Origin of the sequence: Microbulbifer thermotolerans (assembly GCF_001617625.1) — a bacterium.
In the GTDB taxonomy this organism is placed as follows: Bacteria; Pseudomonadota; Gammaproteobacteria; order Pseudomonadales; family Cellvibrionaceae; genus Microbulbifer; species Microbulbifer thermotolerans.
In genome coordinates this window covers 2253176-2273322 of record NZ_CP014864.1, presented here as the reverse complement: position 1 = coordinate 2273322, position 20147 = coordinate 2253176, and the positions used below count along the sequence as shown (strand labels likewise).

Genomic DNA, 20147 nt, shown 5'->3' with positions numbered 1-20147 from the left:
AGGCTGGAAGGGTATTCGCCCCTTGATTGTGTCATCTACTTGTTTCTGTGACGTAGTTCTCAGGTCTATAATCGCCGCACCGCATGCACAGACAAGGATAAGGCGATGCGAGCTTCAGTAATCTTGGTGCTGGTGATGATGGGGGTGGGCGTTGCGGGATGTTCCGCCACTTCCCCTCATACCTTGGTGCAATCGGCGCTGGCCGACACTCATCTGGGCTGGCACCCGGCGCCGGAGAATCAGTTAGCGTTTGCACTTGCCACGGTGTCTGGTATTGGTCGTGTGACCTTGCGGCCTCTGCCGGATCATTTGGATACGCTGACACTGGAACTGCCGGGTATGCGCAAGGTAAAGGAGGTACAGTGGGTCGGTGATGAAGGTGAGCAGATGCGGCTCTACGATGGTGTCAACGGTTTTGACGGCGTAAGCCTGGAGAGCCGTGGACACGGTTACCGTTTGCGGATTGTGGGCCAGGCGCTGGATTTGATACGCGACGGCGGACTGTTGACGGTGGTCGACCACCGCGCCGGACCCAATCCTTAGTCCACGTTATTTTTCGCAACGGCTCGCGGGATAGCGCCTGGGTTTAGTTGCCGGGTGCTGTTGATTTTGCTGGGGCTGACTTTGACCGCGGCGCAAAGCCCAGTCCGTGCGGCCGGATCAGGTAGAGCTTCGGCCAGTATTTCCCCGTCACCCACAGGCCATTGCGTACCCGGTCCCAGGCGATACCGTTGGCGACTGCGTCCGGGTGATGCAGGGATGGCGTCAATTGTTTCAAGTCGATCAGTCCGCGCACTTCTCCGCTTTTGGGGTCTATGGCGATAAGTCGACTGTCCTGCCAGATATTGGCCCAGATCAACCCGTTCGCGTATTCCAGCTCGTTTAACCATTTCCAGCTTTCCCCACCGCCGTGCACTTCCACACTGCGCAGCACGGCAAAGGTTTCCGGGTCGCGGAACGTCAATTTGCCGCTGCCGTTACTCATAATCAGGTGCTCGCCGTCGCTGGTGAGCCCCCAGCCTTCGCCAGCATAGCGGCGCAGGCCCAGAGGCGACAGGTCGGCGGCGCGGTAAATTTGCACTTCCCCCGCTTTCCAGGTAAGCAGGTATAGCCTGTCGCCGAATACCGTCAATCCCTCGGCAAAGCGGTTCTCCGCCAGCCATTTACGCCTTAGGGGACTGGCGCCGGGATCGCTATACTCCGCCAGCCAGGATCGGCCGTAGAGACCGCTGCTCTCCCACCAGCGCTGGCCGTCGAAATAGAGCCCCTGTGTGAAGTGATCGGCCGGGCGCTGGCGCTCTTCAAGGACCGAGAAGGGGACGCTTGGCGGCGTTTCGGCCAGTGTGAGGGGAGAGAGCAGAAGCAGGAACAGAATCGTGAATTTACGCATTAGAAGAAAGTTATGACCAGAGTAAAAACCTTTGTGACGTTGACCCTTCTCGGGGGGCTGGCGGTGGTGTTGCCCATCGCCATCTTTATTTTGCTGTTTCAATGGTTGTTCGGCCAGATCAGCGAGCTGGTGGCGCCCGCTGTCGCCTGGCTGGAGGCGCACACAGATTTCAAGGATACCCTCGCCAAACTGGCGGTGATAGTGCTGATGTTGGGCGGGTGCTTTGTGATCGGCCTTTTGGTCAAGACCAGTGTGGGGCGCTGGTTGCATCGGCACTTGGACCACTGGCTCGGCCGGTTGGCGCCCGGTTACAACACCATTAAGGAACTGGTGCTGCAGTTTATTGGCGGCGGAGCCGGGGAGGGCGTGCTGTCGGGACCAGTTGCCAGGGTGCGGATTCACGGCCCGGACCACCCGCTGTCGGTGACGGCGATCGTCACCTCCCGCCATCCCAACGGTGATTACACCGTTTACGTGCCCACAGCGCCGGTGCCCACTTCCGGGCTTGTATACCATGTGCCGGCGGGGTGCGTGGAGATTTTGCCCGAGGTCACGGTGGAAGCGGCCATGAAGTCCATTGTCGCCTGCGGAGCTGGAAGCGGCAGCCTGTTGGCGCCAAAGGAGCGGTTCTAGGGAAATGGCGGCTCATTCGCGTGTATGCAGCTGCAGATGTGTGCAAGCGCGGCTTCTAATACTCGGCTGACATGGATTCCCTAAGGAACCTCTGATTAATTCGCGTGAACGCTTTGGTTAGTTCCGTGGCGCTCAGGCAATAGGATGGCCATTTCGAAAACCCACGAGTACTTCCCTGTAGCTCCGACGGATACATCCTTGTATCCGACGGTTTCGAAATGGCCATCCTATCACCTGAGCTTCTCATCTAGCTCCAAAGAATTTTTACCGTCAGGAAGCGAATTAATCAGAGGTTCCCTAAAGGTTTCTGATTCCACCCCGCTAGGATGCCACTCCCTTGCGGTTTTTACCGAGATCCCTGACCGCGAAACGGGCCGGGTGCAGCGCTTTTGCCAAAGTGTTGCAAACCGGCATGGCTTCGCCGCACAACCAAGCGGCGATGACCTCCGCTGCCAGGGGCGCATAGGCGAAGCCGCGCGAGCCTAGACCGCCAAGCGCATACAGGTGCGGCTGGTAAGGCGCTTTTTGCGGAATTAGGCGTTTGCGGTTTTTTCGCAGTTCCGCGTAGGTTTCTTCTAACGAACCCCAAATTGGAATAGGGCCTGCAATCGGCAGGTAGTCGGGCGTTGCCGCACGCAAAGCCGCTCGCCCACTGATCGATTGGGTGGAAAATGCGTCGGCTATCGGGGGCAGCATTTCCGCCAGGGTATGCAGATTTTCCCGGTGTTCCTCCGCGCGCAACTCCGTCGCAGTTTCTTTCAATTTAAAGGTGGCGCCGAAGCAGTGGTGCCCGTTGTGAGCCGGGGCGATATAGCCTTCGCCGCAGAGGGTGATTTTCAGTTGCCGCGACAAATCGTCGGCGGGGGCGCTGGACACCTGGCCTCGGATGGGGCGCAGGGGCAGGGCGGCGGTTTGCAGGAAATGACGTATGCCGTTGGCGGTACAGATTACCACTGCGTCCGCAGTCAATACGCTTTCTTTCGCCGTCTCCTCTTGCAACCCGGTTTCCGCACTTGTGAGTTGCCAGCCGCAATCCGTCGCAGTGAGCTGGTCGATTTTGCGCGTGTAGTGCAGGTGGATATTGCGGTGCCGCAGCAGTGCCTCGCAGACCTTTTGCGGCTCCAGCCATCCCGCCTGGGGAAAGTAGAGCCCGCCAAACGCCAGTGGAAGCCCCGCGATCTCACTTGCCTGTGCCGGTGTTACCTCTGTTGCCAGTGATTTGCCCCGGTACGGTGCCAGCCACTGGCCGATCTGTGCCTGCAGCTGGCGTTCCTTGTCCGTCTGTGCCAGTTGCAGCAGCCCGGAGAAATGCACGGATTCAGGGCAGTGCCGCTGGTAGTAGCGGAGCGCATACATCAGTGCGTGCAGGTTGAAGTCCCCGTTAGGGCCGGGCTTGGGGGAAAGCTTCGCGTACAGGATGCCTTGCGCATTGCCGGATGCCCCGGCACCCGGTGTCGGGGCCTGGTCGAAGACGTGAACCTCGATCCCGCGTTCGGCCAGGGTGCGGGCAGTGGTGGCGCCGGAGATGCCCGCACCCACCACGGCTACTTTGCGGATCTTTATTTCGGGATTTCCACCCGGCAGGTGCCAGGGGGTGGCGGTGATTTGGCTCGGCTTTCGCGCTTCCAGCCGGCCGCGCAACATTTCCCGTTTCCGACCGAATCCGGGCACTTTTTGTATTGTGAAACCGGCTGCCTTGAGGCCTCGTTTTACCAGCCCCGCACAGGTGAAAGTTGCAAAGGTGGTGCCGGGTCTGCTGAGTGCGGCGAGATTTTCGAACAGCTCCGAGGTCCACATGGCGGGATTTTTCGCCGGGGCAAAACCGTCCAGGAACCAGGCATCCACTAACTGGTCGCGGCTGTCGTCTTCCAGGCGAAGGTTGTGGAAGGCTTCGCTGGCTTCGCCGACAACGAGGGTAAGGGTGGCCTGCTCTAAGTGCAGCCGGTGTACACCCTTGGCCAGCAGTGGCGGATATTCTCGTATCAACTGTTCCGCCAGCGGCTGCAGCTGGGGCCACAAGTCCAGGGCGCGGCGCAGATCGTTGGGGTGGAGGGGATATTTCTCCACCGAGATAAAATGCAGGCGCGCGCCGGCTGGCGCCCGTTGCCGCCACAGTTCCCAGGCGGTGAGGAAATTGAGGCCGGTACCGAAGCCGGTTTCGCCGATAGTAAAGGTGTCGCCCGGTTTCAGAGTCGCCCAGCGTTGGGGCAGGTCGTTTTGTTGCAGGAAGACGTAGCGGCTCTCTTCCAGGCCGGAGCTGGTGGAGAAATAGATGTCGTCAAAGGCCCTCGATAACGGTTGGGCGTCGTCGCGCCAAAGGATGTCTGCGTAGGGGGATTCTTCGCGCATTGCTATTGTGTCCCCTCAGGATTGCAAGCCGAACTCGCGCATTATCTGGGTGCACCATTGGTCGAGGCGTGCGTCACTCTTTTCGAATTCGCTTTCCTCATCCAGGGCCAGGCCGACAAAGTGTGTGCCGTCTTCTGTCAGCCCCTTAGAGGCTTCAAATGTATAGCCTTCCGCGGGCCAGTGTCCTACGGTGCGGGCGCCGCAGGCGCGCACTTGGGCGTGCAGGTAGCCGAGGGCGTCCTGAAACCACTGCGGGTAACCGGCCTGATCGCCGAGTCCATAAAGGGCCGCGGTTTTTCCAGACAGATCCAGCTGGGCCAACTCGTCCCACACGTTTTCCCAGTCTTCCTGCAATTCGCCGTAGTCCCAGGTGGGGATACCGAAGATGAGAAAGTCGTATTGCTCGGCCAGGGCGATATCGCTGTCGGCGACATTGTGCAGGTCTATCCACTCGGCGCCGATCCGGTCGCGGATTTTCTCCGCGGCCATTTCCGTGTAACAGGTGCTGGAACCGTAAAAAAGCCCAATGGGGGCAAGAGGTGTTTGCATATCCGGTAAAACTATTGCGTTGCGGCGCCGGCATAGTCCAGCTGGCGCCAGGCCTCGTAAATCACCACCGCAGCGGCGTTGGAGAGATTCATGCTGCGGCTCTCTGGCCGCATTGGGATGCGCAGCGTGTGCGCGGAGCCCACTTGTTGGAGAAAGTCTGCCGGCAGACCGCGGGTCTCCGGTCCGAAAACGATGGCGTCGCCGGGGCGGTAGTCGATATCCGTATGTTTGCGCCTGCCCTTGGTGGAGAGCGCGAGGATGCGTGTCGGCCGCTCCGCCTCGGCGAATGCCGCCCAGTCGCGGTGGCGCCGCACGCGGCTGTATTCGCCGTAGTCCAGACCCGCGCGGCGCAGGCGCTTGTCGTCCATCGCAAATCCGAGTGGTTCAATCAGGTGCAGCTCGGCACCGGTATTGGCGCAGAGGCGGATGATGTTGCCGGTGTTGGGGGCGATTTCCGGTTGGTAGAGGACGATCTTGAACATTGGCCGATGGCGTACCACTGAGTTGCTGCGCGAGCCCCCCACCGCGAGCCGGTTGATTGCGCGCGGGTATCTGTTTCGGGGCGGGCTCCCGCAGAAAGTGGGGGCGGATTATACCGCGGTGGGCACTTCTTCGCAGTCGATATCGACTCCTAATTCGTCGGCGATCTCGTCCAGCTCGTCGCGGAGCCCCTCGAGATCCATGTCGCCCGCCACGCTGATCATACATTCGGCGGTGAACAGTGGTTCTCCGCTCCACGGGGTGCTGCCGTAACCGGTTTCCAGCTGTTCCATATTGATCCGGCGCGCGGCGAGGGCGCGGGCGATTTCGTGTACGATACCCGGGCGATCGTTGCCGACCAGTTTTAGTCTCAGTGTTTGCTGCGGGCCTGCGGCTACGGCAAGGGCCTCTTCTATCTGTAATTTGAAGCCCTCGTCGGCGAGAGCCGCGAGCGCGTCCTTCAACCCCTGACTGGCTTCGCTGGGCACGCTGACGCGCAGTATGCCAGCGAACTTTCCGGCCAGGTGTGCCATGCGGCTGTCTTCCCAGTTGCCGCGATTGTCCGCGATCGCGGCGGATAATTTTTCCACCACGCCGGGTTTGTCGTCACTGATCAGGGAGATAACGAGGTGCTGTTGCATAGCCTGTTCCTTTGCTGTCTAGGGGGCGGTTACACTGCATTGTATTTGATAACGCCCGCGAGCTGGTCGTTTCACTTTGGGAGATTTTGTCGATGAAAGTACACGCAGATTTGTGTCTTATCCCCCTGGGGGTCGGGGTGTCCGTCGGCACCTACATCGCCGAGTGCCAGCGGGTGTTGGATGAGGCCGGGCTGGAGTACCGATTACACGCATATGGTACCAATATCGAGGGGGACTGGGACAGGGTAATGGCAGCGGTAAAGCGCTGCCATGAACGTGTGCACGCCATGGGCGCGCCGCGCATCAGTACCAGCCTGAAACTGGGAACTCGTACTGACCGCGCGCAGTCTTTGCAGGATAAAATCGACAGTGTTCAGAGGAAATTAAACGGTAATAACAAACAGGAGACAGTATGAATATCAAGCAAATTCTGGCCGCGGTGCTTTGTTCCGCGGCTTTTGCTGGTGCGGCTCAGGCGAACGACCTCGAGCCGGTGATCGCAGGTAAACACCGCACCGAAGCCTATGTAGCGCGCGACAAATACCGCCATCCGGCGGAGACCTTGGCGTTCTTCGGCATAGCGCCGCATATGACGGTGGTGGAGATTTCCCCCGGTGGTGGCTGGTACACCGAAATTCTCGCGCCGTATCTGAAGGACAAGGGGACCTTCTACGCAGCCCATTTTCCGCAAGATAGCGATGTCGGTTACTACCAGCGCTCTCTCGCTGCCTTTAAGGAAAAGTTGGCCGCGGACAAGGACAACTACGGCAAGGTGATTTTGACCGAGTTTGACCCGGCTTCCGCTAAAGAAATTGCGCCCTCGGGCAGTGCCGATGCGGTGCTGACATTCCGCAATGTGCATAACTGGATGCGCAATGACAATGATCAGAAAGCGTTTAATCAGTTTTTTGCCGCGCTGAAACCCGGCGGCATACTCGGCGTGGTTGAGCACCGGGCCAAGCCGGGCACTTCCCGAGAGCGCATGATCGAGAGCGGTTATGTCACCCAGGCTTACGTGATCGATCTGGCGGAAAAAGCGGGTTTTGTGCTGGAAGCGTCCAGCGAGGTAAACGCCAACCCCAAAGATACCGCCGATCACCCGAAAGGCGTCTGGACTCTGCCTCCCTCGTTGCGTCTCGGCGACAAGGACAAGGATAAATATCTTGCGATCGGCGAGAGTGATCGTATGACCTTGCGCTTCCGCAAGCCGAAAATGTAAGCGGGGCGACGGCCGCGACTGAGTTGGGCTTTGCCTGGGGGCGAGCGCGAACGCGTCAGGCGCTCCCAAGTCGCGGCCACCGCTTCTCCTGAATTTATTTCCCTTCAGTTTTATGATTATTCCCTTTCAACAACTCGATCCAGATACGCTGCAGAATCTCCTGGAGGAGTATGTGACCCGCGAAGGCACCGACTACGGTGAGCGGGAGTTAAGCCTGAGTGATAAGGTGGCGAATTTACGTCGGCAATTGCAATCCGGCGAGGTGGTAATCTGGTTTGAGCCCGGAGAGGAATCGGTCAATCTGGTGTTGGCGCGGGATGTGGAAGGCTATGTCTGATCTGCTGATTGACCGCCCGCCCCGACCGCGGGCCCGCTTTCTCTTTGCCCACGGCGCCGGTGCGCCCATGGACAGTGATTTTATGCAGGCTATCGCCTCCGGCCTGTGTGTCCGTGATATTGAAGTGATCCGCTTTGAGTTTCCCTATATGGCGGCGAGGCGCGCGGGTGGCGGAAAGCGTCCGCCGAACCCGATGCCGGTATTGCTGGACTGCTATCGCGCGCAGATAGCATCCGCGAGCAGCCCGTTGCCGCTCTTTATCGGCGGTAAATCCATGGGAGGAAGAGTGGCCAGCTTGTTGGCACAGGAATATTCAGACAGTGGTGATGTGGCCGGTTTGATTTGCTTGGGTTATCCCTTCCACCCGCGGGGCAAGCCGGAAAGATTGCGCACTGAACATCTGCAGCGGCTCGAGTGCCCGGCACTGATTGTGCAGGGCAGCCGGGATCCGCTGGGTAGTGCGGAAGAGGTGTTGGGCTACGGTTTGCCGGAGGCCATCCGCTTTCAGTGGTTGCAGGATGGCGACCACGATTTCAAGCCCCGCCGCGCCAGCGGTTTCACCCGGGAGCAGCACTGGCAGGCGGCGGTGGATGAGGTGGCGGATTTTATTCTGCGGATTGCAGAATCGTAATTTTTTCCCTTTCCAACAAAAGCGGCCTTAGTTGAGACATTTGCTCGCGCCGCTCTTCGCTGCTGTACCAGCGTTGCCAGTGGAGTTCCGACTGCCACTTCGACAGCGTGAAGCGGCGCAGGGGATTCCCTTTCTCGACATAGGTTTGGCCCTCCACGAAACCCGTGGTGCGGTAGGCGGAGGCGAGTATTTTGCGCGCGGCTTCTTCGTAAGTGCTTTGCATGTCCGGGGCGATTTCCCGTTCGATCAGTACGTGAATCATCTTCCTCTCTTATCTGGCCTATGCTCTCTCAAGTGTGGCTGTCCGCCGGGTGGTCAGGGGCGCAGCAGGTGACTACAGCGGGAAAATCCCGGAAAATGGCGCCATGAAATCAGATCATACCCTAGATGCCCGCGGTCTTCTTTGCCCTGAGCCCGTCATGATGTTGCACACCGCGGTGCGCAAGCTGGCTCCCGGAGAAATTCTGCAGATGGTTGCCACCGATCCATCCACTCAGCGGGATGTGCCCAAGTTTTGCCAGTTTCTCGGCTATGAACTGGTGGAGCACGCCGAGGAAAACGACGCGTTCTTCTACTGGATCAAAAAGGCCGGGTCTCGGGAAAGCGCTGACTGACTAAGCTCTGATTCGTTCGCCTGAGCACTGTTGCTGGTCCTGGGGCTTAGGCATGGGATGGTGTGGTCAATGGGCGTGTGTTGAGAAGCCCGCGCACGGGGTGAATCCTGTGGTGCCTGGGGGTGAGCCCGCGTTCCTCCTGCGCAGATCTGGGTGCCCGCACAGAAAATCGGGGGATTCCGCTTAAGCCGGGCCTCCCCCGAAAGTGGGGGAGGCGTTCAGGTTGAGGATTAGGGGGAAGTAACCAGCGCCGCAATGGCCGCCAGGGCTTCCGGGTCTTCGGATTTGATTTTGTTGGCGATATGGTGCTGAAAGAAGTAGCGGAAGCCACTGCTCTCCTGAGCTGGGTAGAGGCACAGATCGCCCGGCAGCACCGGGGTGGTTTCCACTATGTCGTGGTCGATCAGCATGCCGTGAATTTCGCCGCTGGCATACAGCCGCCAGCTCACAACTTCGGCGAGCGTCAGTTTCTCCCGCTGATCATCCATAAACACCGCGTGGGTGCCGATGGTATCCGGGATCTCCTGTAGCACTTCCTCGGCTTTGCTGCTTTCGTATTCGAAATATTCCGCTGCTGTTTCCAGCTCGACGATTTTGTGAATGGGGGGGGCGTAAAAGATTTCCTCAATGCCGGGGTCGTAGTAACCCTCGAAACGTCCATCCAAGGGGTCCTTGATTTCCGGGCAGGCGACAATGGAATTTAACCAGGGGACGAGTCCTACCACCTCGCCGTTTGCTTTGAGGCCCCAGCACAGAATTTTCAGGCTGTAGAGATCGGAGCCACTGGAGCTGTTGGAGTAGAGCATTTCCAAGCCGTCTAGCTCCGGCGACAGGCGGATAAACCGCCTGCTCGCTGAAGTTTCGATCGGCTCGCCGGTGAAGAGGTCAACCACGTTGGAGAGTCTGTGGTCGGTCATGGAGCACCTCCTTGCAGGGCCGGTTGTATACCGTCTCCGCCCAGAGTGGTGCCTGTTGCGACCGCTCTCGCGAGGGCCCCTTCGGGACGAAGACCGGGGCAGGAGGGCGTTTGACTGCTTATTCCCCCCTGTGGGTGCCGAAGCAGGGCTGGGGCCCTTGTCCGGCATCCCTGCGAATAAAGGTATATGCTGAATTCCCGAAACACAACTGGCCTTTTAGATTGGTTGGTTATCTTTGCAAGAGTTTTAGGTGACTTTCATCACGAAGGTGGCATTGCTATAGTCCCTGCCTTTTCCGCTAGCGGAGGACTACTTGGCTGTTACCTGTCCCGATTCGGTCCATCTGCCACCTTGCGACCGAATAGTCATAGTATTCAATCGCTGCTTTGCCGATCCGGCGGGTTTCAATACCCGGCTGTGTGGCGGCTTCCCGGAACCCTACTATCGGCCGGCGGAGGGAGAGCAGGACTATCACCGGGTGGAATTTACCCGCGACTACCCAGCCAGCGCGCTGCACGAGGCCGCCCACTGGTGTGTGGCGGGAGAAGCGCGGCGCCGGCTGCCGGATTACGGCTACTGGTATGCTCCGGATGGCCGCAGCGCTGAACAGCAGGCGGAATTTGAACGGGTGGAAGTGGTGCCCCAGGCACTGGAGTGGATTTTTGCCTGTGCCTGCAGCCTGCGCTTTCGGGTCAGTGCCGATAACCTGGAAAGTGGCTTGGGGCCGAGCGTTGGGTTCAAGCGCGCCATATGGCAGCAGGTACAGACGTTTTGCCAAAGGGGGGTCAATGCTCGCGCCGAGACATTCGCCCGCGCACTGGCCGCGGAGTTTGGACGCCCGGACCCACTGGACCCGGCTCTGTACCAGTTGACGGACTTATCGTGACTACCTATCTCGTTGATGCCTCTGTCTATATCTTTCGCTACTACTTTGCCCTGCCGCCGAATTGGACGGGGCGGCAGGGGTATCCCACAGAGGCGGTGTACGGCTTTACCAACTTCGCACTGGATCTGCTCGGCCGCGGCCCGAGATATATGGCCTGTGCCTTCGATGAGTCGCTTGGCAGTTGCTTCCGCAACGAACTCTACCCCGATTACAAATGCAGCCGTGCTCAGCCGGACGAGGCCTTGGCTTTTCAATTGGCGGCCTGCAGAGAGATGGCGGAGGCAATGGGCATTGCCTGTTTCGCCAGTGAGCGTTATGAGGCGGACGATCTGCTCGCGGCCCTGACCCGCATCAGTGCTGATCAGCGGCCGGTGATCGTCAGCCGCGATAAGGACCTGGGGCAGCTGTTGGCCCGCGGCGCGGCCAGCTTGTGGGACTTCGCCGCTGACATACATATGGGCGCCGCGGCGGTACAAGCGAAATTCGGTGTGCGCCCGGAGCAAATCGCCGACTATCTGGCGCTGGTGGGGGACAGCAGCGACGATATTCCCGGTGTTCCCGGAATCGGTCCGAAAACGGCGGCGCGGCTGCTTATGGAATTCGATGATATAGAGGCGTTATTGCGGCACACCGAACGGGTGGCCCGTCTGCCGCTGCGTGGGGCTGCGGGCATTGCCAAGCGGCTTTTAACCTACGCGGAGCAGATACGTCTGGCCAAGCGCCTGACCTGCTTGGAAGACGGGATTGAATTGTCCGTGGGCGTCGACGACTTGGTACCGCGGAAGGCCGATATCCATTTCGTCCAGGCACTCGCGGACGAATTCGGTATTGGAGGGCTCAAGGCAAAAATTGGCCGGACACTGGCTGCCGTTAATGGGGAAACACTTTGAAACACTCAGAACTGACCATTGTCGCCGACGAAAATATTCCCGCGCTGGAGACGTACTTCGGCGATCTGGGTCGGCTGCTGCGCCTGCCGGGGCGGACCTTGTCCCGTGAACAGCTGATGGATGCCGACATACTGCTGGTGCGTTCTGTCACGCGGGTAAACGAGGAACTGCTCAGCGGCACCCCGGTGCGTTTTGTCGGCAGCTGCACCATCGGCACGGACCACCTGGATACCGCTTGGCTGGAAGGGCAGGGCATCCGCTGGAGCGCGGCGCCGGGTTGCAACGCCAATTCAGTGATCGAGTATGTTTTTTGCGCGCTGGCGGCACTGGGAATTGATTGGAACGGGCGTGAATTTGGCATCGTCGGCTGTGGCAATGTCGGGGGGCTGTTGCGTGAGCGGCTACAGGCAATGAATATTCCCTGCGCGGTCTACGATCCCTGGCGCCCGGACGACCCCGATAGTGCGAGCCTGGAAAGAGTGCTGGAGCAGGATGTGGTGTGTCTACACGCGCCGCTGGTGAAAGGTGGGCCGCATCCCAGTTTTCATATGATTGGTGCCGGGCAGTTGGCACGGATTAAAGATGGTGCCACGCTGATCAGTGCCGGCCGCGGGGCGGTGGTGGACAACCGGGCGCTGCTGGAGCTTCTGCGGGCGGGCAAACGTTTTAACACAGTGCTGGATGTGTGGGAGAACGAGCCGGATATCGACACTGCTCTGCTCGATCTGGTGGATATCGGCACGCCCCATATCGCTGGCTACAGCGCAGACGGCAAGCTTGCGGGTACCCGGATGATCCGCGGGGCCTTGGCGCGGGCGCTCAAACTCCCCCAGCAACCTGCGGCCGATGAGCGGCACCTGCCGGTGCGGCAACTTGGGGTGGGGGCAGAGAGCAGCTTTGCGGAATTTTCCGCGATGGCTGACTACTTGTTGCAAATATACGACCCCCGCGCTGACGATCGCCGCCTGCGTGCAGCCGCAGGCGGTGATCAGCCGATGGGCGGGGCCTTTGATCGGCTGCGCCGGGAATACCCCGAGCGGCTGGAGTTCTCTCATTACCGCATCGATGGCGCCCCGTTGACGGAGCACCAGCGGAGGCAGTTGGCAATACTGGGGTTGAAATGCGAAGAGAAGTGCAACTGAAAAAACTCGGACTCATCATCAACCCCTGGGCTGGTGTCGGCGGCCCCGCAGGCTTGAAGGGCAGTGATGGTGTCGAAACCGTGCGTCAGGCACTGGCGGCGGGCGTAGAACCCCAGTCTCACAGGCGCGCGGCGGTGGCGCTGGAAGCGCTGAAGCCCTACGCGGATGGTTTGGAGATTCTCTGTTATGCGCGCGACATGGGCGAGTCACTGGCCAGAGAGTGCGGTTTTCGGGTGACAGTGGTCGGCGAGGCTGAGTCCAGCCCGTCAACTCCAGCGGACACAGAGCGGGCGGCTCGGGTGATCCGCGACGCCGGTGCAGACCTGATTGTATTTGCGGGCGGAGACGGCACGGCGCGCAATATGGTGAACGCGCTCGGAGATGATTTCCCGGTGCTGGGCATCCCCGCCGGCGTGAAAATGCATTCCGCCTGCTTTGCGATTTCCCCCAAGGCCGGCGGCGAGGTGTTGCGGCGCCTGATGGCTGGCCAGCTTGTGGATCTGCACCAGCGCGAGGTGAGAGATATCGACGAAAAGTCTTTCCGCGAGGGCCGTGTCAGTACGCGTTACTACGGCGAACTGCTGGTCCCCGAGGAGGGCCACTTTCTACAGGCGGTAAAGAATGCGGGGCGCGAGGTAGAGGAACTTGCGGTGGCGGATATCGCCGCACATGTGATCGAGGAACTGGACCCCGGTACCCTCTATCTGGTCGGACCCGGCTCCACCACCATGGCGCTGCTCGATGAATTGGGGTGCGGGGGCACTTTACTGGGCGTTGACCTGTTGCGCGATGGGCAGCTGATCGCTGCAGATGTGGGAGCGGCACAAATCGAGCGGGCCATTGAAGCGCACAGCGGGCCGGTAAAAATTGTGCTCACCGCCATCGGTGGCCAGGGGCATTTGATCGGCCGCGGTAACCAGCAGTTTTCCCCCGGAGTGCTGCGCGCTGTGGGCCGGGATAATCTGATGGTTGTCGCTACCAAAACCAAGATCACCCAACTCGGTGGCCGGCCGCTGCTGGTGGACAGTGGTGACCCGCAACTAGACGAGGCGTGGGCCGGTTTTATCCGAGTGATCACTGGCTACCGGGATACGATTTTGTATCCGCTGGGCAACGGGGAGGGTTCGGTGCATGTCCTCTGACTGGGGCGTCCTGCTGGAGCAGGTGGAGTGCAAGTTAGCGGAAACCGGGCGGGACAGCCGGCGCCTTTTCCACGGCCGTGGCCGCTGTTTTCCAGGCCTGGAGCAGGTCTGTGTAGATAGCTTTTTCCCCGCGCTGCTGGTGACTTTTTTTGAAGCCTGTGACGGAGAAGAAGTGCTGTGTCAGGCGCTGTGGCAATTGGTTGAAGCGCGCGGCTACCAAGGGGTGGCGGTGCAGCGCCGTTACCTGCGGGGTGCGCCTGTGCGCTGGCACTGCGGTCAGCCGGTGGCAGCGCCGGTGGCGCGGCGCGGCGATTTGCAGTTTCCGCTGACGTTCGAGCGGCAGAATGTGGGTTATTTCCTCGATATAGAGCCCGGGCGCCGCTGGCTGGAAGCGCAGATCCGTGCCCGCGCCGGCCGGGAAAATCTCAAGCTGTTGAACCTGTTTGCCTTTACTTGTGCCTTTTCCGTGATCGCCCGCGCGGCGGCGGAATTGGAAGTGGTGAATATTGACGTTAACCGCGGTGTGCTAAACCGGGGGCGGGACAATCACATAGCCAACCAGTTGCCGCTTGCTGGCATCCACTTTTTGCAACTGGATGCACTGCGGCAATTCAATCGTTTCGATCGCCGCGGTCCCTTCCAATTGGCGGTGGTGGATCCGCCCACCTGGCAGAAGGGGCGCTTTGATATCAATCTGCACTACGAGAAATTGCTGCGGCTGCTGCCGGGGTGTCTGGCCGGGGAGGCCGATTTGCTGGTGGTGATGAATTCGCCGCGTCACGGCGAGGCACATTTTCGCAGTCTGATTGAAGGTGCCGACAGCCGCTTCGAAATCGTGGAGCGCTTGCCGCAGAGCCCGGACTTTCCTGACCGGGATCCGGACGCAGCACTGAAAATGCTCCACGTCAGATTTCGTCAATAAAGATGGGGGCGGTGGTCACAGGGCGGAAAATGCCCGCATCAACCGCTCCATCAACGCCTGCATTTCCATCGACGAACCGTGGCGCACCGCTTCGTCCAGCAGTTGTGCGTTGCTCTCCCCGGACTCCACTTTGTTTATCAACAATAGAAAACCCTTGTGAGTCAACACGGCTTCCTCTATGGCCTCCTGGCGCACCAGTTGCGAAAAGTGGATGTAGCCACTTTGTTTCAGCCAGGTCATGGCGCCCAGGCAGGCCAGGTGGCGGGGGGAGTGCAGGCCGTATTCATCCGGAGTATCCGGGCCGGAGATATCCTCCACGTAAACCGTCGCCGGCGTCGGGAACTGGTTGAACAGCGCCAGCAGAATCCTGCCGGCGTTGCGGTAGAAGTCGTGAATATGCAGGTCGTCGAGCATGGGCTGTTATTGTGAGTAGCGCTCGAGGAAGTGCCCCAGGCGCTCAATTGCGTGGGACAGGTCATCGGTGCGCGGCAGGAAGACGATGCGCAGGTGGTCCGGCGCATCCCAGTGGAAGGCGCTGCCTTGTACCAGAAGAATTTTTTCCTGGCGCAGGAAGTCGAGCACCAGTTGCTCGTCGTTGTGGATCTTGTGTCTGTCCAGGCAAATTCTGGGGAACAGGTAGATAGCGCCTTCGGGTTTGACGCAGCTCACTCCGGGAATATCGTTGAGCATCTTGTGGGCCAGGTCCCGCTGCTGGCGCAGGCGACCGCCAGGTAATACCAGATCGCGAATGCTCTGGTAGCCCCCGAGCGCCGTTTGCACCGCGAACATGGCCGGTACATTACCACACAGGCGCATGGACGAGAGAATATCCATGCCCTCGATAAACCCTTTGGCGCGGTGCTTGGCGCCGCTGACGATCATCCAGCCGGAGCGGAAGCCCGCCAGGCGGTAGGCCTTCGAGAGACCGTTGAAGCTGAGGCAAAGCAGATCTTCGGCCAGCTTGGCCATGGGGGTGAATTCGGCATCATCGTAGAGAATCTTGCTGTAGATCTCGTCGGAGAAAATAACCAAGTCGTGGGTACGGGCAAGCTCTACAATTTCTTCAAGAACCGCACGCGGATAGACAGCGCCGGTGGGGTTGTTCGGGTTGATCACGACAATACCGCGGGTGCGCGGCGTGATCTTGGCCTTGATGTCGTCGATATCCGGCATCCAGCCCGCGCCCTCATCACAGCGGTAGAGTACCGGCTGAGCGCCGGTCAGATTGGTGGCGGCCATCCACAGGGGATAGTTCGGCATCGGCAGCAGCAGTTCGTCGCCGGTGTTCAGCAGTGCCTGGGTGGCCATGGTGATGAGCTCGGAGACGCCGTTTCCGAGGTAGATATCGTCTATCTCGATCCCCTCGATACCGAGGGTTTGGCACTCCTGCATAATGGCCTTGCGCGCGGCGAAGAGGCCCTTTGACTCAACATAGCCCTGAGCCTGAGGGAGATTGTGGATCACATCCTGAATGATTTCGTCCGGGGCGTCGAAACCGAAGGGCGTGGGGTTGCCGATATTCAGCTTGAGGATACGGTGCCCTTCCTCCTCCATACGGTAGGCCTGCTCCATAACGGGGCCGCGAATTTCGTAACAGACGCCGTGTAGTTTTTCCGACTTGAGAATATCCTTCATGGTGTGGTCCCGGACACTACTTTGCGGCAGCAGCCAATCGCTTGCTGTTACCGCGTAAACTGGGTGGAATGAGGAGCAGAGTATGTCAAAAGTACAGGATGATAACTACTGGCGCGACGTGCTAACCCCGGCAGAATTTCACGTTTGCCGCGAGGGTGGGACGGAGGAACCCTTTACCGGTGAGTATTGGAATGTCTACGAAGATGGCCTCTACCGCTGTCGCTGTTGCGGCGAGGTGCTTTTCGATTCTGATCGTAAATTCGATGCCCACTGTGGCTGGCCAAGTTTCGATGCTGTAGCCAGGCCGGGCGCGGTGAAAGAGCGGCCGGACAATAGTTTGGGCATGTTGCGTACCGAGGTCGTCTGTGCCAATTGCGGCAGTCATCTGGGGCATGTGTTCCCCGACGGCCCGACGGAAACCGGGCTGCGTTACTGTATCAATTCTCTGTCGATCAAGCTGGATATCGAGGCTAAGCGCAAGAAAGTGGCCCAGGGCGGGAAACATTGAGAGAAAAGAAACACTGGAGCCGTTGGCTGCTGGTAGTGCAGTGCTTGTTGTTAGCGGCAATGTTTATTGCCGGATTGCTGCTGCGGCTGGATGTAATTGACTTCAGGCCGGCTTTCCAGGTTTTTAAATTTTCGGGTTTGGCGGCCTTGGGAGTGGCGCTGATCAGTATGCCGGTCTTTATCTGGGGGCTGGTCAGTCGGCGCGCGGACAGCCGCCGCAATGCCATTTGGGCTGTGGTGCTGGGGGTGTTGCCAGTGGCGGTGCCGCTCCTGACAGTGGGCAAAGATAATTTCGATGTGCCCCGGATTCACGATATCAGCACTGATACTCAAGATCCGCCGCGCTATGAAGTGGTGCTTTCTCTACGCGAGGAGGGAGACAACAGTCCACTGTACGGCGGTGAAACGGTGGCTGCTAAGCAGCGCGGTGCGGAGATATATGCGGATATTCAGCCGCTGCTACTCGATATGCCGGTTGCGCGGGCTACGGAAATAGCGGCACAGGTTGCGAAATCCATGGGCTGGAGGCTGGTGGCGTTTGAGCCGCAGCGCGGCCACTTGGAAGCAGTGGACAGGACTCTGCTGCTGGGATTCACCGATGACGTCGTCGTGCGGGTGAGGCCTGAAAATGGCCGCGCTCGGGTGGATGTGCGCTCCAGCTCCCGTGTCGGCATCAGTGACCTGGGGGCCAACGCCAAGCGTATTCGCCGTTTCCTCGGGGAGCTCGGGCAGCGCGCGGCCGCAAGAGACTAAGGCGGGACCGCGAGCGGTTTCTGGGGTCTCGGTAAGTGACTGACTGCAAAAGAAAAAAATACAAAAAAAGTTTTGTCGTGGGTGTTGACAGTCCCCCGGGTGCTACATAGAATGCGCCCCACTTCTGACGCAGAGCGGTTCTTGAGGCGCCGAGCGGAACAGAAGTAAGTCCGGGGTCCCCTTCGTCTAGAGGCCTAGGACACCGCCCTTTCACGGCGGTAACAGGGGTTCGACTCCCCTAGGGGACGCCAAAGCGGGAATAGCTCAGTTGGTAGAGCGCAACCTTGCCAAGGTTGAGGTCGCCGGTTCGAACCCGGTTTCCCGCTCCAGATTTTTTTGCTCTTTGTGGCGTGGTTGTGTCACGATACAGAGAGTAGCTACGGGGTTAGAGTAGCGTTGTCACCGAGAGGTGACTGCATTGGCTTTCCAGAGAGGGGCCAGGTGCAAGTTTTACGTCCCCATCGTCTAGAGGCCTAGGACACCGCCCTTTCACGGCGGTAACAGGGGTTCGACTCCCCTTGGGGATGCCAACATGTCCCGGCAGCACAACAGTGCTGTCGGGCAGACAGAAAAAGCGGGAATAGCTCAGTTGGTAGAGCGCAACCTTGCCAAGGTTGAGGTCGCCGGTTCGAGCCCGGTTTCCCGCTCCAATTAAAAAGCCGCTCATTTGAGCGGCTTTTTTTATTTTCCGTGTACGGCTGTGTGCCGTTTAAACAAGGGCGTCACTCGGGGCCCGTGTCCTGCCAGTTGCAATCATCCGCCCGAGCGCGTTGAATACGCCCTCAAACCCATCGGAGGCAGTAATGACCGCCGCGCTTTCCATCCGCAATCTAGAAAAAACCTACGACAACGGCTTTCGAGCCCTTAAGGGTATCAGCTTCGAAGTGCAGCCGGGTGACTTCTTCGCCTTACTAGGGCCCAATGGCGCCGGCAAGTCCACCACTATTGGCATTATTTGCTCCCTGGTGCGCAAGACCGGGGGGCAGGTGTCCATATTTGGTATCGATATCGACCGCGATTTTCCGGCGGCCAAACGCCTTTTGGGGGTAGTGCCGCAGGAGTTTAATTTCAGCCAGTTTGAAAAGGTCTACGACATAGTGTGCACCCAGGGGGGCTTCTACGGCATGCCGCGCAAATTGGCGGCAGCGCGCACAGAGAAGTACCTGAAACAACTGGATTTATGGGATAAGCGCGGTGTTCAGGCGCGCATGCTGAGCGGTGGTATGAAACGCCGCCTTATGATCGCCCGCGCGTTGATCCATGAGCCGGAATTGCTGATTCTGGATGAACCCACCGCAGGTGTGGATATTGAACTGCGCCGGTCAATGTGGGCTTTTCTCGAAGAGATCAACCGCCAGGGTACGACCATTATTCTCACTACCCATTATCTAGAAGAGGCGGAAAGTCTGTGCCGCAATATCGCGATTATCGACAAGGGCGATATTGTGGAGAACACCTCCATCAAGTCCCTGCTGAAAACGTTGAACCGGGAGACGTTTATTCTCGATTCTGCTGAATCCTTGAGCAAGTGCCCCGAGCTTGGGAAATTCGAGGGTAGGCTGATTGACGAGAATAGTCTGGAGGTAACGATTGAAAAGGGGCAGTCGCTCAATGCGCTGTTCGCTACTCTCGAAGAGCAGGGGGTGGCCATCACCAGTATGCGCAATCGCGCAAATCGCCTGGAGGAACTCTTTGTCTCCCTGCTCGCGGAGGGTAAACAGGTGGAGGATAACAAGTGATGAACACAACAATCTGGATCTCCTTCGCCACCATTTTGCGCCGCGAAGTACGCCGCTTTACCCGGATCTGGCCACAAACCTTGGTGCCGCCAGTGATTACCATGTCGCTTTATTTCGTCATTTTTGGCTCTCTGATCGGTAGCCGTATCGGTGAAATGGGCGGGTATTCCTATATGGAGTTTGTGGTGCCTGGTCTGATCATGATGTCGGTGATCACCAACTCCTATGCCAATGTGGCTTCTTCCTTTTACAGCGCCAAATTCCAGCGCAGTGTCGAAGAGCTGCTGGTGTCTCCAACGCCCAATTGGGTGATCATGGCCGGTTATGTGTTGGGGGGTGTGGCCCGCGGCCTGATAGTCGGGCTGATTGTCACACTGATAGCGCTTTTCTTCACTGACCTTACCGTGCAGCATGTCGGGATCACTGTGGCGATTGTCTTCCTGACGGCGGTACTCTTTTCCCTGGCTGGATTTATCAACGCGATCTTCGCCAATAGCTTCGACGATATTTCGATTATTCCGACCTTCGTGTTGACGCCGCTGACCTATCTGGGCGGGGTTTTTTATTCAATTGATCTGCTGTCCCCCTTTTTTCAGGGGCTTTCGAAATTGAATCCCGTTCTATACATGGTCAACGCCTTCCGCTATGGCGTGCTGGGTGTGTCTGATATCAACGTGATCTGGGCCTTTATCGGAGTATTGGTCTTTATCGGATTTTTGTTCGGCTGGGGCATGCACTTGATGAGCAACGGCAAGCGCCTGCGGCATTAAA

25 protein-coding genes and 4 tRNA genes are annotated in these 20147 nt (G+C 59.0%); 20 read left to right on the top strand and 9 right to left on the bottom strand.

What is annotated here, in order from left to right; translation table 11 throughout:
* Positions 1–105 precede the first annotated feature (105 nt).
* The gene (locus tag A3224_RS09670; RefSeq protein WP_067153826.1) at positions 106–543 is read left to right on the top strand and encodes a hypothetical protein; all 438 of its coding nucleotides are present in this window, start codon (positions 106–108) and stop codon (positions 541–543) included.
* A 43-nt stretch (positions 544–586) separates the two neighbouring features.
* On the opposite strand, the gene A3224_RS09665 is transcribed toward A3224_RS09670, so the two are convergent.
* Positions 587–1390 carry a glutaminyl-peptide cyclotransferase gene (locus tag A3224_RS09665; RefSeq protein WP_082817466.1) on the bottom strand — a complete coding sequence of 268 codons (804 nt, stop codon included), beginning with the start codon at positions 1388–1390 and terminating at the stop codon, positions 587–589.
* A gap of 12 nt (positions 1391–1402) precedes the next feature.
* On the opposite strand from A3224_RS09665, the gene A3224_RS09660 reads away from it, so the two are divergent.
* A complete protein-coding gene (locus A3224_RS09660; RefSeq protein ID WP_067153823.1) occupies positions 1403–2023 on the top strand; it encodes a DUF502 domain-containing protein in 621 nt (206 codons plus the stop codon).
* A gap of 321 nt (positions 2024–2344) precedes the next feature.
* On the opposite strand, the gene mnmC is transcribed toward A3224_RS09660, so the two are convergent.
* The 4 genes from mnmC to A3224_RS09640 all read right to left on the bottom strand — a co-directional run bounded on the left by mnmC (position 2345) and on the right by A3224_RS09640 (position 6042).
* Positions 2345–4372, bottom strand: coding sequence for a bifunctional tRNA (5-methylaminomethyl-2-thiouridine)(34)-methyltransferase MnmD/FAD-dependent 5-carboxymethylaminomethyl-2-thiouridine(34) oxidoreductase MnmC (gene mnmC / locus A3224_RS09655; RefSeq protein ID WP_067153820.1), 2028 nt, complete (start codon positions 4370–4372; stop codon positions 2345–2347).
* A gap of 15 nt (positions 4373–4387) precedes the next feature.
* Positions 4388–4921 (bottom strand): flavodoxin FldB, encoded by a 534-nt coding sequence (fldB, locus tag A3224_RS09650; RefSeq protein ID WP_067153817.1) that lies wholly within the window; start codon positions 4919–4921, stop codon positions 4388–4390.
* Between the two features lie 11 nt (positions 4922–4932).
* Positions 4933–5403 carry a tRNA (uridine(34)/cytosine(34)/5-carboxymethylaminomethyluridine(34)-2'-O)-methyltransferase TrmL gene (trmL, locus tag A3224_RS09645; RefSeq protein ID WP_067153814.1) on the bottom strand — a complete coding sequence of 157 codons (471 nt, stop codon included), beginning with the start codon at positions 5401–5403 and terminating at the stop codon, positions 4933–4935.
* Between the two features lie 108 nt (positions 5404–5511).
* Complete coding sequence (locus A3224_RS09640) at positions 5512–6042, bottom strand: glycine cleavage system protein R (protein ID WP_067153811.1); 531 nt, start codon at positions 6040–6042, stop codon at positions 5512–5514.
* Between the two features lie 92 nt (positions 6043–6134).
* Here A3224_RS09640 and A3224_RS09635 point away from each other — a divergent pair, with 92 nt between their 5' ends.
* The 4 genes from A3224_RS09635 to A3224_RS09620 all read left to right on the top strand — a co-directional run bounded on the left by A3224_RS09635 (position 6135) and on the right by A3224_RS09620 (position 8229).
* Positions 6135–6458 (top strand): MTH1187 family thiamine-binding protein, encoded by a 324-nt coding sequence (locus A3224_RS09635; protein WP_067153809.1) that lies wholly within the window; start codon positions 6135–6137, stop codon positions 6456–6458.
* Complete coding sequence (locus A3224_RS09630; protein ID WP_067153807.1) at positions 6455–7261, top strand: class I SAM-dependent methyltransferase; 807 nt, start codon at positions 6455–6457, stop codon at positions 7259–7261. Before A3224_RS09635 ends, A3224_RS09630 begins: the two co-directional genes overlap by 4 nt.
* A 112-nt stretch (positions 7262–7373) precedes the next feature.
* Entirely contained in the window at positions 7374–7598 is a 225-nt protein-coding gene (locus A3224_RS09625; protein ID WP_067153805.1) for a YheU family protein, read from the top strand.
* Positions 7591–8229: an alpha/beta family hydrolase gene (locus A3224_RS09620; RefSeq protein WP_067153803.1), complete on the top strand. Its 639-nt coding sequence runs from the start codon at positions 7591–7593 to the stop codon at positions 8227–8229. Before A3224_RS09625 ends, A3224_RS09620 begins: the two co-directional genes overlap by 8 nt.
* Here A3224_RS09620 and A3224_RS09615 read toward each other — a convergent pair.
* Positions 8204–8491 carry an antibiotic biosynthesis monooxygenase family protein gene (locus tag A3224_RS09615; RefSeq protein WP_067153801.1) on the bottom strand — a complete coding sequence of 96 codons (288 nt, stop codon included), beginning with the start codon at positions 8489–8491 and terminating at the stop codon, positions 8204–8206. The genes A3224_RS09620 and A3224_RS09615 overlap by 26 nt on opposite strands.
* Before the next feature lie 103 nt (positions 8492–8594).
* On the opposite strand from A3224_RS09615, the gene tusA reads away from it, so the two are divergent.
* The gene (tusA, locus tag A3224_RS09610) at positions 8595–8843 is read left to right on the top strand and encodes a sulfurtransferase TusA (RefSeq protein ID WP_074901298.1); all 249 of its coding nucleotides are present in this window, start codon (positions 8595–8597) and stop codon (positions 8841–8843) included.
* Positions 8844–9073: 230 nt separating this feature from the next.
* Here the strand turns inward: tusA and A3224_RS09605 are convergent, their stop codons facing one another.
* On the bottom strand, positions 9074–9760 hold the full coding sequence (locus A3224_RS09605; protein ID WP_067153799.1) for a hypothetical protein: 687 nt from the start codon (positions 9758–9760) through the stop codon (positions 9074–9076).
* Positions 9761–10073: 313 nt separating this feature from the next.
* Between A3224_RS09605 and A3224_RS09600 the strand changes: the two genes are divergently transcribed.
* Genes A3224_RS09600 through A3224_RS09580 form a run of 5 tightly spaced genes read left to right on the top strand, consistent with a single transcriptional unit; the run spans position 10074 to position 14742 of the window.
* Entirely contained in the window at positions 10074–10646 is a 573-nt protein-coding gene (locus A3224_RS09600; RefSeq protein ID WP_067153796.1) for an elongation factor P hydroxylase, read from the top strand.
* The gene (locus tag A3224_RS09595; RefSeq protein ID WP_067153792.1) at positions 10643–11536 is read left to right on the top strand and encodes a 5'-3' exonuclease; all 894 of its coding nucleotides are present in this window, start codon (positions 10643–10645) and stop codon (positions 11534–11536) included. The genes A3224_RS09600 and A3224_RS09595 overlap by 4 nt, the downstream gene beginning before the upstream one ends.
* Positions 11533–12678 carry a 4-phosphoerythronate dehydrogenase gene (locus A3224_RS09590; RefSeq protein ID WP_067153782.1) on the top strand — a complete coding sequence of 382 codons (1146 nt, stop codon included), beginning with the start codon at positions 11533–11535 and terminating at the stop codon, positions 12676–12678. Before A3224_RS09595 ends, A3224_RS09590 begins: the two co-directional genes overlap by 4 nt.
* Positions 12657–13820, top strand: a complete 1164-nt coding sequence (locus A3224_RS09585) for an ATP-NAD kinase family protein (RefSeq protein WP_067153779.1) — start codon at positions 12657–12659, stop codon at positions 13818–13820. The genes A3224_RS09590 and A3224_RS09585 overlap by 22 nt, the downstream gene beginning before the upstream one ends.
* Entirely contained in the window at positions 13810–14742 is a 933-nt protein-coding gene (locus A3224_RS09580; protein ID WP_067153776.1) for a class I SAM-dependent methyltransferase, read from the top strand. Before A3224_RS09585 ends, A3224_RS09580 begins: the two co-directional genes overlap by 11 nt.
* Before the next feature lie 15 nt (positions 14743–14757).
* Here A3224_RS09580 and A3224_RS09575 read toward each other — a convergent pair whose 3' ends face one another.
* Entirely contained in the window at positions 14758–15156 is a 399-nt protein-coding gene (locus A3224_RS09575; RefSeq protein ID WP_067153773.1) for a hypothetical protein, read from the bottom strand.
* Between the two features lie 6 nt (positions 15157–15162).
* Positions 15163–16377 carry a pyridoxal phosphate-dependent aminotransferase gene (locus A3224_RS09570; protein WP_067153770.1) on the bottom strand — a complete coding sequence of 405 codons (1215 nt, stop codon included), beginning with the start codon at positions 16375–16377 and terminating at the stop codon, positions 15163–15165.
* A gap of 82 nt (positions 16378–16459) precedes the next feature.
* On the opposite strand from A3224_RS09570, the gene msrB reads away from it, so the two are divergent.
* From msrB to A3224_RS09530, 8 genes are all read left to right on the top strand, one after another.
* Positions 16460–16885, top strand: a complete 426-nt coding sequence (gene msrB, locus A3224_RS09565; protein WP_067153767.1) for a peptide-methionine (R)-S-oxide reductase MsrB — start codon at positions 16460–16462, stop codon at positions 16883–16885.
* Positions 16882–17637: a DUF1499 domain-containing protein gene (locus A3224_RS09560; protein WP_067153764.1), complete on the top strand. Its 756-nt coding sequence runs from the start codon at positions 16882–16884 to the stop codon at positions 17635–17637. The genes msrB and A3224_RS09560 overlap by 4 nt, the downstream gene beginning before the upstream one ends.
* A 175-nt stretch (positions 17638–17812) precedes the next feature.
* A tRNA-Glu gene (locus A3224_RS09555) sits at positions 17813–17888 on the top strand.
* A gap of 2 nt (positions 17889–17890) precedes the next feature.
* Positions 17891–17966: transfer RNA gene (locus tag A3224_RS09550), tRNA-Gly, on the top strand.
* 125 nt (positions 17967–18091) lie between these two features.
* A tRNA-Glu gene (locus A3224_RS09545) sits at positions 18092–18167 on the top strand.
* A gap of 44 nt (positions 18168–18211) precedes the next feature.
* Positions 18212–18287: transfer RNA gene (locus A3224_RS09540), tRNA-Gly, on the top strand.
* 153 nt (positions 18288–18440) lie between these two features.
* On the top strand, positions 18441–19376 hold the full coding sequence (locus A3224_RS09535; RefSeq protein ID WP_067153761.1) for an ABC transporter ATP-binding protein: 936 nt from the start codon (positions 18441–18443) through the stop codon (positions 19374–19376).
* Complete coding sequence (locus A3224_RS09530; protein WP_067153758.1) at positions 19376–20146, top strand: ABC transporter permease; 771 nt, start codon at positions 19376–19378, stop codon at positions 20144–20146. The genes A3224_RS09535 and A3224_RS09530 overlap by 1 nt, the downstream gene beginning before the upstream one ends.
* The last annotated feature ends 1 nt before the right edge of the window (position 20147 follow it).